This is a genomic window from Roseomonas sp. TAS13, from assembly GCF_001950415.1.
In the GTDB taxonomy this organism is placed as follows: domain Bacteria; phylum Pseudomonadota; class Alphaproteobacteria; order Acetobacterales; family Acetobacteraceae; genus Roseomonas; species Roseomonas mucosa.
Genome location: NZ_BDLP01000157.1, coordinates 1 through 9,898, shown reverse-complemented (window position 1 = coordinate 9,898; position 9,898 = coordinate 1). Strand labels below are relative to the sequence as shown.

Sequence of the window (9,898 nt, the reverse complement as noted above, 5' to 3'; positions counted from 1 at the left end):
GTGATCAAGAGACAGCCACCGGGCGGGAGGGCTCGCTCCAGTGGCGCGGCGTGGCACCGGCGCGCAGCGCGGCGGCCACGGCGAGCTGCCCGGCGGGCGAGGGATCGCGATAGGCGCCGCCCACCTCGCTCAGCGCCACGTCCGGATAGCCCCGCGCGGCGTTGCGCCCGGCGGCGAGCAGCAGGCTGGCCACCGGGGTCGGACGCATCTGGTCGAGGTCCGAGGCGATCGGGTTCAGCAGCCGCAGCGATTCCGGCGCCTCGCCGAACAGCGCCGCCACGTCCCGTGCCAGGAAGCCGAAGCTCACGCAGTCCAGCGCCCCGCGCGAGGCCAGCACGCGGCGGGCCAGCGTGGCGCGCGACTGCGCCGGGGTCAGCGAGGGCAGCGGCACAGGGGAGGAGACGGGCAGCGACACCGCCGGGATGGCGTCCAGCCCGGGCAGGCGCAGCACCTCCTCCAGCAGGTCGCACTCGGCCTCGATCCGCTCCACGCCCTCGGCGGCCAGCGCCGCGCGCTCCGGTGCCAGGGCGGCGAACTGGTCGAGGTCGGTGCCCCCGGCGCGATAGGCGGAGGCCGAGGAGGCGATGTCGTTGCGCCAGGAGGGGACGGCGACCGTCACGCTTTCCGCGTCGCGCGCCACCGTGGCGAAGCCCAGCCGCTCCAGCGAGGCCACGGCCTCATCCGCCGTGATGGCGGAGTTGCCGAGGCCCCGGATGCGCTCGAAGCGCAGCGACGCCTCGCGCCGCCACGCCGGCTCGGCACCGGCGGCGACCACCTCGCTCGCTTCGCCGCCGCAGAGCTCCTGGATCAGCCGCGTCGCGGCCTCCAGCGCATCCGGCAGCAGGGCCGGGTCCACGCCGCGCTCGAAGCGGGCGCGGGCATCGGAATGCAGCCCGTGGCGGCGGCCGGAAAGCGCGATCCGCACCGGGTCGAACAGCGCGCATTCGATGAAGCACTCGGTGGTGTCCGCGTCGCAGCCGGAATGCTCGCCGCCCATGATGCCGGCGAGGCTCTCCACCCCCTCCGCATCCGCGATCACCAGGTCCTCCGGCGTGACGGCGATCTCCTTGCCGTTCAGGGCGAGGTAGCTCTCGCCCTCGCGCCCACGCCGCAGGGTCAGCACCTCGCCCGCGACCTTGCGCGCGTCAAAGACATGCAGCGGCCGGCCGAGGTCGAAGGTGAACCAGTTGGTCACGTCCACCAGCGTCGAGATCGGGCGCAGGCCGATGGCGGCCAGCCGGTCCTGCAGCCATTGCGGCGAGGGGCCGTTGCGCACGCCCCGCACCGAGCGCCCGAGCACCCAGGGGCAGCCCTCGGCATCCCCGATCGCCCAGCGCAGCGGGGAGGGGAAGCGCCCGGCCACCGGCTCCGCCTTCCAGGGCTTCAGCGTGCCGAGGCCCGCGGCGGCGAGGTCGCGCGCCACGCCGCGCACGGACAGCGCGTCGCCCCGGTTCGGCGTGATGCCGATGTCGAAGACCGGATCGTCCATGCCGAGCCACTTCGCATAGACCTCGCCCACCGGCGCGTCGGCGGGCAGGTCCAGGATGCCGTCATGGTCCTGGCCGAGCCCCAGCTCGCGCGCGGAGCACATCATGGCCTCGCTCTTCACGCCGCGGATCTCGCCCGCCTTCAGCGTGATGCCGGTGCCGGGGACATAGGCGCCGGGCAGCGCCACCACCGCCTTCATGCCGGTGCGCGCATTCGGGGCGCCGCAGACCACGGAACGGATCGTGCCGTCGCCCACATCGACCTTGCAGGCGCGCAGCCGGTCGGCATTCGGGTGCTGCACGGCCTCCACGACATAACCGATGCGGAAGGGCGCCAGCGCGTCGGCGCGGTTCTCGACGCTTTCCACCTCCAGCCCGATGGCGGAGAGGGTGGTGGCGATCCGCTCGACCGAAGCCTCGGTCTCCAGGTGGTCGCGCAGCCAGGACAGGGTGAACTTCATCGCCGGTCAGCCCGCATCATGGAGGGTGTAGGGGGAAAGGACCGGCGCGCCGTAATGGCGCAGCCAGCGGACATCGCTCTCGTAGAAGGGGCGCAGGTCGGCGATGCCGTGCTTGAGCATGGTGATGCGCTCGATCCCCATGCCGAAGGCGAAGCCCTGCCACTGGCGCGGGTCGATGCCGCAATTGGCCAGGACCTTTGGATGCACCATGCCGGAGCCCAGGATCTCCAGCCAGTCGGAGCCCTTGCCCAGCTCGCCGGTCCTGCGGTCCCAGCCGATATCCACCTCCATCGAGGGCTCGGTGAAGGGGAAGTAGGAGGCACGGAAGCGCACCGGCAGCTCGGCGATCCCGAAGAAGGCGCGCAGGAAGTCGATCAGGCAGCCCTTGAGGTGGCCCAGGGTGATGTCGCGCCCGATCACCAGCCCCTCGACCTGATGGAACATCGGCGAATGCGTGGCGTCATGGTCGGCGCGGTAGGTGCGGCCCGGCACGATCACGCGGATCGGCGGCTCCTGCGACAGCATGGTCCGCGCCTGCACCGGGGAGGTATGGGTGCGCAGCACCGTCTCGAAGCCCGCGCCATGGGCGGGGGGCAGGTAGAAGGTGTCCTGGTCCTGCCGCGCCGGATGGTGGCCGGGGATGTTCAGGGCGTTGAAGTTGTACCAGTCGCTCTCGATATCCGGCCCCTCGGCGACGGCGAAGCCCATGGCGCCGAAGATCGCCGTCAGCTCCTCCACCGTGCGGGCGATGGGATGGATCGCGCCGCTTTCCGCCCCGGCGGGGGGATGCGGGCGGGGAGGCAGCGAGACGTCGAGGCGCTCGGCGGCGAGTCGCGCCTCCAGCGCCGCTTCCTCCAGCACCGCCTTGCGGGCTTCCAGCGCCCGCTCGACCGCCTGCCGCACCGCGTTGACGGCGGCGCCGCGCGCCTTGCGCTCCTCGGCAGGCACGGCGCCCAGCCCCTTCAGCAGCGCGGTCACCTGGCCGCTCTTGCCCAGCGCGCCCACGCGCACCGCATCCAGCGCGCGCAGGTCGGCGGCGGCCGCGATGGCGGCTTCCGTCTCCGATTGCAGCGCGGCGAGGTCGTCCGACATCCCGATCTCCGAGAGGAATTGCGATTTGCGGAACCGGTTCGCGCCTCCGGGCATCCGCCCCCCGGCGACCGGTTCCGGGCCGAAAGCAGAAAGGGCCGCCTCGCTCCCGGGGGTGTCCCGAGAGGCGAAGGCGGCCCCATCTGCTGAAATCCGGATCGGAGCGCCGGCGGGCCTGAGCCCGCCCGGTGCCCCGGTATGCGGCTTTACGCCGCGGGCAGGGACGCCTTGGCCTTCTCGACCAGGGCGCCGAAGCCGGCCGCGTCCTCATAGGCGATCGCGGCCAGGACCTTGCGGTCCAGCTCGATGCCCGAGGCCTTCAGCCCCGCGATGAAGCGGGAATAGACCAGCCCATGCTCGCGGCAGGCCGCGTTGATGCGCTGGATCCACAGACCGCGGAAATCGCGCTTCTTGTTGCGGCGGTCGCGGTAGGCGTACTGCAGCGCCTTCTCGACCCGCTCGAGCGCGGGGCGGTAGGCGGTGGAGGAACGGCCGACATAGCCCTTGGCGAGCTTGAGGACCTTCTTGTGACGGGCGTGGGCGGTGACGCCGCGCTTGACACGAGCCATCTGTGCGCTCCCTTACCGATCCAGCCCGTAGGGGGCCCACTGCTTCACCGTCAGGCCGTCCTGGTGCCGCAGCACCTGGGTGCCACGGTTCTGGCGCTTGGCCTTCTGGGGACGGGCGGACAGGTTGTGGCGCTTCTTGCCCGGACCGGCGAGCACCTTGCCCGTCGCCGTGATCTTGAATCGCTTCTTGACCGCGGACTTGGTCTTCATCTTGGGCATTTCGGACCTCCTGTGGTTCAGGCCGGCGTGTCCCGGAAGCCCGCGCCGGAAACCCGGCCCAGGCAGTCACCACACCATGCGGCGGGGACACGCTTCCACGGCCGGGCAGCCCAACACGGCCCGGACGCGCGGAGAGGGGCGGCCTATAGCGGGGCGGCGTGGCGGGGGCAAGGGTCCGTTGCCGGTGCCGGGCGCATGGCTGGCGGGCGCCGGGCATTTCCATGCCGGCCGGGGAATGAAACCGTCCTTGCGGCCTTGTGCGGGGGGAAGCGGGCGGCCCATCCTCCCCACGCCCTTCCTGACCGGGCCGAACGAGAAGAATCGGAGGAACCATGACCCAACGGCATCCCGTGCCGCGCCGGCGAGCCCTTGCCTTCGTCCTGCTGCCGAGCCTGGGCCTCTTCGCCTGCGCCGCCCCGCAGACCGCAGCCCCGCCGGCGCGGCAGGCCACGCTCGACGCGGTGCTGCGCCGGCAGGTGGAGAGCGGCAAGGTCGGCGCCATCGCCGCCCTGGTGATGCGCGACAATGGCGAGGTGCTCTACAGCGGCAGTGCCGGCACGCGGACCCCGGGTGGTGGCGAGGCGCTGCGGCCCGACAGCCTGTTCCGCCTGGCCAGCATGACCAAGCCCTTCACCTCGGTCGCGGCGATGCAACTGGTGGAGCAGGGGAAGATCGGGCTCGACGATCCCATCGGGCGCTGGCTGCCGGAATTCCGCCGGCTGCGGGTGGTGGCGGGGGAGGGCCGCACCGTGCCCGCGCAGCGCCAGCCGACGGTGCGCGACCTGCTGCGGCACACCTCGGGCTTCAGCTACACCTTCCTGAACATCCCCGGCGTGGTGGAGGAGTACCGGCGCCTGGGCGTGGATGACGGGCTGGCCGCGCCGGGCCGGACGCTGCGCGACAACATGGGCCGCCTCGCCCGGGCGCCGCTGGCGATCCAGCCGGGCAGCGGCTGGCGCTATTCCCTTTCCACCGACGTGCTGGGCGCCATCGTGGAGCGGGCGGGCGGGATGCCGCTCGACCAGTACATCATCCGCAACATCGCCGCGCCGCTGAAGCTCGACAGCTTCGCCTTCCATGTCCCGGAATCCGCCCGGCCGCGCATGGTCACGGCGATGTACCCCGATCCCTCGGGCGTCCTGCGCCCGATGGCCAGCCCCCAGACCGTGCCCTATCCACTCTCCGGCGGGACCTGGACGGCGGACCCGGAGCGGGCCTTCAGCGCCACCGCCTATCCCTCCGGCGGGGCGGGGGCGACGGCCACGATCGGCGACTATGCCCGCTTCGCCCGCATGCTGCTGAACGGCGGGGAACTAGACGGTGTGCGGATCCTGAAGCCGGAAACGGTGGCGGAGATGGCGAGGCCGCAGACCGGGGGCTACCCGATCAACCTGCGCGGGGCGGGCTATGACTTCGGCTACGGTTTCTCCGTGCTGACCGACCCGGCGGCGGCGAAGACCAGGCAGGGCCCGGGCACCTATGGCTGGGGCGGCATCTACGGCACCGGCTTCTTCGTGGACCCGGCCAACCGCATCGTCACGGTCGTCATGACGCAGACCGGGGTGAATGGCGGCCCCGCCGGCAACGAGGTGCGGGAGGCGGTCTACGGCACCCTGCCCTGACCGGGGCGCGCCGCGGCCCTGGCCGGGGCCGCGGCGCCACTTCCCCCTAGCGCAAAGGGACGGCTCGCCATACGCATAGGTTGTGCCACAAGGGCGGAGAACCGGATGTCGGGCGATCGGACGAGCGGGGCGGCGCTTCTGGCGGAGGCGGATGCCAGGCGCGATGCGGGAGACTGGCTGGCCGCGGCGGAAGCCTATGCGGGCGTGATCCGGCAGCGGCCCGATGCCTGGCCGCTGATGCTGCAGCGGGGCCTCTGCCTGCTGGCGGCGCACCTGCCGGAGGAGGCGCTCGACAGTTTCCGCGAGGCGGAGTCCCTTAGCCCGCGCGACCCGGAGATCCAGCGCCAGATCGCCGCCACGCTGCGCCGCCTGGGCCGCCCCGTCGCCCCGCAACCGGCGGTGGAGGACGGGTTCCCTGCCGCCGGACCGGAGGAAGCGTGGCACGGCCCGTCCGGCGCACCGTTTTCCGCTCCCCGGCCAGAGGACCAGGATGCGGCGGCGGGAATGGACGTGGCCTTCGACGTCACCGACCTGCTCGACTATTTCCGGGGCAAGCGCACACCCACCGGCATCCAGCGCGTCCAGTGCGGCATCGTCGGCGCCACGCTGCGCGGCGGCAATCCGCCGGGGACCCGCATCGCCTATGTCTCCTACGACCTGCGGGAGGCCTGCTGGCGCGCCGTGCCCGCCGCAGCCCTGCGCGGGGTGATCGAGGCCTCGCACACCGGCGCCGAGACCGACGATCCCGCCTGGATCATGGCGCTGGAGCGGGTGGACGAGGCCCTGGCCCAGGCCCCGCGCCACCTTTTCCCGCTGGGCGGGCTGCTGGTGAACCTGGGCAATTCCTGGGGCCTGCCGGACTATTTCCGGGGCCTGCGCGCGGCGCAGCGCGACCGCCGCATCCGCTACATCCCCTTCCTGCACGACTGCGTGCCGCTGGTGGTGCCGGAGCACTGCCAGGAACAGATGGTGCGCGACTATGCCCGCTGGTTCGCCGCGGTCGGCGTGCATGCCCATGGCTTCCTGTGCAATTCCGAGTGCACGCGGCGCGACGGGCGGGCGCAACTGGACCGCCTGCGGCCGGAGCTGGACCTGCCAATGGAGGTGGTGCGCCTCGACGCCGATCCGATGTCGGACGGCACCGAGCCCGACCCGCTGGCGCTGGAAGGGCTGCGCGGCTTCCGCCCCGGCCAGCCCTATGCCCTCTTCGTCGGCACGATCGAGAGCCGCAAGGACCATCTCCTGGTCTTCCGCGCCTGGCTCTCGCTGATCCGCCGCCTGGGCGCCGGGCGGGTGCCGCGCCTGGTCTGCGTCGGCCAGCCCGGCTGGCACGCCCAGGGGGCGCTGGAGCTGCTGGCCAACAGCGCCGAGCTGCGGCGCCATGTGGTGCTGCTGCACGGCGTCTCGGACGCGGCGCTGGCCGCGCTCTACGCCGGCTGCCGCTTCACCGTGTACAACTCCTTCTACGAGGGCTGGGGCCTGCCGGTCACCGAGAGCCTCGCCCATGGCAAGGTGCCGGTGATCCCGGAACATTCCGCCCTGCCGGAGGCCGGAGGTCCCGCGGCGGTGTACTTCGCCCCGCAGCACGAGCCCGATCTGGCGGCGAAGCTGGAGCGCCTGATCGCCGACCCCTCCTTCCTGGCGGAGCGCGAGGCGGCGGTGCGCCAGCATGCCGGGCTGCGCCGGTGGGAGGCGCTGCGCGACGAGGTCCTCGGCCATCTCCAGGCCATGGCCGCCCGCACCACGCCGGCGCTGGAGGAAAGGCTGGCGCTGCAGCCGGGCCAGCCCTACCGCATGGTGCTGGGCGACGAGATGCGGCCGGACGCGGCCATGGCCGTGCGGCAGGTCCTCCGCGATGGGCCGAACTGGCACATGCCGGAAGTCTGGGGCGTCTGGACCAAGGGCGGCGCGGCGACGCTGCGCCTGCCGGTGCCGCCGGGCCCGGCCTCGCCCTGGCGCCTGTACATGGAGCTGGTGGCGCCCCCCGGCGGCGGCGAGGTGCGCCTGCGGGCCGAGGCGGAGGGCAACGAGCTCGCCGCCGGCAGCCTCTATCTGGAGGCCGGCGCCCAGGGCGGCTGCGCGCTGCGCCTGGAGGTGCCGGAGGGCTGCCGCCTGCTGCGCGCCGATATCGAGAGCACCCCCGTCCATCCGGAAGGCGACGAGCGCGTCCTCGGCGCCGCGCTGGTGCGGGTGATGCTGTGCCGGGAGGACGACCTCGCCGGGCGACTGGGCTGGATCGAGGGACAGCGCCTGCGGGAACTGGCGGCGTGAGCGGCGGCGGCGCGGTTTCCGCCCTGGCCGGGGCGCGCATCCTCGTCACCGGGGCGGCGGGCTTCGTCGGCGCGCACCTGTCGCGCCGCCTGCTGGAGGAAGGGGCGGAGGTCCTCGGCCTCGACGACCTGAACCCATATTACGATCCCGCGCTGAAGCGGGCGCGGCTGAGCGCGATGCTCGACCATCCGCGCTTCCGCTTCGCCGAGGCCGACCTCGCCGAGCCCGGCCTGCTGGCGCGGCACTGGTCGGGCTTCGCGCCCGACATGGTGGCCCATCTCGCCGCCCAGGCGGGGGTCCGCTATTCGCTGCAGGCGCCGCGCGCCTATGGGCGGGCCAATCTGGACGGGTTCCTGGAGGTGCTGGAGTCGGCCCGGGCGCATCCGGTGCGCCATCTCGTCTATGCCTCCTCCTCCTCGGTCTATGGCGCCAGCACGCGGGTGCCGTTCCGCGAGGACGATCCGGTGGACCGGCCCTCCTCGCTCTATGCCGCGACCAAGCGGGCCAACGAGCTGATGGCGCATTCCTATGCCCATCTCTTCGCCCTGCCGCTGACGGGGCTGCGCTTCTTCACCGTCTATGGCCCCTGGGGGCGGCCGGACATGGCCTACTGGGGCTTTACCCAGGCGCTCTACGAGGGCCGTGAGATCAGGGTCTTCAATCACGGGCAGGTGTGGCGCGACTTCACCTATGTGGACGAGGTGGTGGAGGCCATCGCCCGCCTGCTGCCGCAGCCACCCGCCGCCCCCGACGAGCCGGGCCGCCCCGTCCCCGAGGCGCCGCACCGCATCTTCAACATCGGCAACCACACGCCGGTTCCGGTCGGCGAGATGATCGACATCCTGGAACGGCACACCGGCCGCACCGCGCTGCGCCGCCCGGTGCCGATGCAGCCGGGCGACGTGGAACGCACCTGGGCCGATGTCTCGGCGCTGAAGGCGACTGTGGGCTTCGCGCCGCGCACGCCGCTGGAGGAAGGCCTGGGACGCTTCGTGGACTGGTATCGGCAATACCACCGGATCAATTGCTGATCACTGTCTCAAAAATACATCTTCTGGTTGCTGGAGAGTTAACGGCTTCCCGGGTGATGCCGGGGGCATGCGGATCTCCCCTGCCCGTCCTTCCTGCCGCCGGCCCCTGCCGTTCACCGATTCTTCGGAACTGTCGGCGACGATCCTGCGCATGATCGCGTTCAATTCCCTGGCCGCCTTCTCGCAGAGCCTCGCCCGTGGCGAACCCGCCGCGAGCGTCCCGGCGGTCTCGCCCGGCCGTGGCGCCGGTGTGGAACAGGCCACCCCGGTGCAGCGGCGGATGGCGGAGTCGCGCGGCGTGGAAGCGGGCAGCGGTGCGGCTTCGCCCCAGGGCGGGACGCCGCCGCGCGGCAGCCTGCTCGACCTGCGGGTCTGACGCCGGGTTCCACCACCAGCGCGGGCAGGACCGGTGGTGCCCCTGGCCGGACCTTCCCCAAGGGCCAACACAGCTTCCGGCGTGAGGCCCGGCCTGCCTTGCCGAGGCCGGGGCCGGGCCACATGATTGCGCCATGACCGGCCGTTTCGAACGCATCCGACACGAGGGCGATGAGCACGACCGCCTGACCTGCGCCGATTGCGGCTTCATCGCCTACGAGAACCCGAAGATCGTGGTCGGGGCGGTGGTGGCGCTGGACGGGGATTCGGTGCTGCTCTGCCGCCGGGCCATCGAGCCCCGGCGCGGCTTCTGGACCATCCCGGCCGGCTACATGGAACTGGGCGAGACGGCGGCCGAAGGGGCGGCGCGCGAGGCCTGGGAGGAAGCGCAGGCCCGGATCGCCCTGGAGGGCATCCTGGCGGTCTATTCGATCGCCCGGATCGGCCAGGTGCAGATCCTCTTCCGGGCCCGCCTGGAAGAGCCGGGCTTCGCGGCGGGACCCGAGAGCCTGGAGGTCCGCCGCTTCGGCTGGGAGGAGATCCCCTGGAACGAGCTTGCCTTCCCCTCGGTGCGCTGGGCGCTGCGGAGCTGGCACGCGACGCGGCTGGGACCCCTGCCCATGGCCGTCCAGAATCCGCCGGAGGACCCGCGCGGCACGGCCGGCCTGCCGGGAGACGCCGCATGAGAGGCGTGGCGCGCGGCATCCTGCCGCTTCTCCTTCTCGCCATGCCTGTCTCTTGATCACATCTACGCACAGCTCCACCGTAAGGCGA

General features: G+C 72.5%; 8 protein-coding genes and 1 pseudogene. 5 read left to right on the top strand and 4 right to left on the bottom strand.

Annotated features, from left to right (window positions below):
- Positions 1-16: 16 nt before the first annotated feature.
- The 4 genes and pseudogenes from pheT to rpmI all read right to left on the bottom strand — a co-directional run.
- Positions 17-1,948 (bottom strand): annotated as a pseudogene (gene pheT, locus ROTAS13_RS13285) (phenylalanine--tRNA ligase subunit beta); the annotation flags it as partial.
- A gap of 6 nt (positions 1,949-1,954) precedes the next feature.
- The gene (gene pheS / locus ROTAS13_RS13280; RefSeq protein WP_058389151.1) at positions 1,955-3,040 is read right to left on the bottom strand and encodes a phenylalanine--tRNA ligase subunit alpha; all 1,086 of its coding nucleotides are present in this window, start codon (positions 3,038-3,040) and stop codon (positions 1,955-1,957) included.
- 203 nt (positions 3,041-3,243) lie between these two features.
- On the bottom strand, positions 3,244-3,606 hold the full coding sequence (gene rplT, locus ROTAS13_RS13275) for a 50S ribosomal protein L20 (RefSeq protein WP_019461133.1): 363 nt from the start codon (positions 3,604-3,606) through the stop codon (positions 3,244-3,246).
- Positions 3,607-3,618: 12 nt separating this feature from the next.
- Positions 3,619-3,825, bottom strand: coding sequence for a 50S ribosomal protein L35 (gene rpmI, locus ROTAS13_RS13270; protein ID WP_019461132.1), 207 nt, complete (start codon positions 3,823-3,825; stop codon positions 3,619-3,621).
- Positions 3,826-4,157: 332 nt separating this feature from the next.
- Between rpmI and ROTAS13_RS13265 the strand changes: the two genes are divergently transcribed.
- The 5 genes from ROTAS13_RS13265 (at position 4,158) to ROTAS13_RS13245 (ending at position 9,810) form a co-directional block, all read left to right on the top strand.
- Complete coding sequence (locus tag ROTAS13_RS13265; RefSeq protein ID WP_075822581.1) at positions 4,158-5,447, top strand: serine hydrolase; 1,290 nt, start codon at positions 4,158-4,160, stop codon at positions 5,445-5,447.
- A 105-nt stretch (positions 5,448-5,552) separates the two neighbouring features.
- Complete coding sequence (locus ROTAS13_RS13260; RefSeq protein ID WP_075822580.1) at positions 5,553-7,718, top strand: glycosyltransferase family 1 protein; 2,166 nt, start codon at positions 5,553-5,555, stop codon at positions 7,716-7,718.
- Positions 7,715-8,749: an NAD-dependent epimerase/dehydratase family protein gene (locus ROTAS13_RS13255; RefSeq protein ID WP_083755520.1), complete on the top strand. Its 1,035-nt coding sequence runs from the start codon at positions 7,715-7,717 to the stop codon at positions 8,747-8,749. The genes ROTAS13_RS13260 and ROTAS13_RS13255 overlap by 4 nt, the downstream gene beginning before the upstream one ends.
- Before the next feature lie 151 nt (positions 8,750-8,900).
- Positions 8,901-9,125 (top strand): hypothetical protein, encoded by a 225-nt coding sequence (locus ROTAS13_RS13250; RefSeq protein ID WP_126281911.1) that lies wholly within the window; start codon positions 8,901-8,903, stop codon positions 9,123-9,125.
- A gap of 133 nt (positions 9,126-9,258) precedes the next feature.
- Entirely contained in the window at positions 9,259-9,810 is a 552-nt protein-coding gene (locus ROTAS13_RS13245) for an NUDIX domain-containing protein (protein WP_075822579.1), read from the top strand.
- The last annotated feature ends 88 nt before the right edge of the window (positions 9,811-9,898 follow it).

What these genes read in the sequence shown, in the direction of transcription:
- ROTAS13_RS13265 (WP_075822581.1), top strand. Translation starts at nt 4,158, where the DNA reads ATGACCCAACGGCATCCCGTGCCGCGCCGGCGAGCCCTTGCCTTCGTC.
- rpmI (WP_019461132.1), bottom strand. Translation starts at nt 3,825, where the DNA reads ATGCCCAAGATGAAGACCAAGTCCGCGGTCAAGAAGCGATTCAAGATC.
- ROTAS13_RS13250 (WP_126281911.1), top strand. Translation starts at nt 8,901, where the DNA reads ATGATCGCGTTCAATTCCCTGGCCGCCTTCTCGCAGAGCCTCGCCCGT.
- ROTAS13_RS13245 (WP_075822579.1), top strand. Translation starts at nt 9,259, where the DNA reads ATGACCGGCCGTTTCGAACGCATCCGACACGAGGGCGATGAGCACGAC.
- pheS (WP_058389151.1), bottom strand. Translation starts at nt 3,040, where the DNA reads ATGTCGGACGACCTCGCCGCGCTGCAATCGGAGACGGAAGCCGCCATC.
- rplT (WP_019461133.1), bottom strand. Translation starts at nt 3,606, where the DNA reads ATGGCTCGTGTCAAGCGCGGCGTCACCGCCCACGCCCGTCACAAGAAG.
- ROTAS13_RS13260 (WP_075822580.1), top strand. Translation starts at nt 5,553, where the DNA reads ATGTCGGGCGATCGGACGAGCGGGGCGGCGCTTCTGGCGGAGGCGGAT.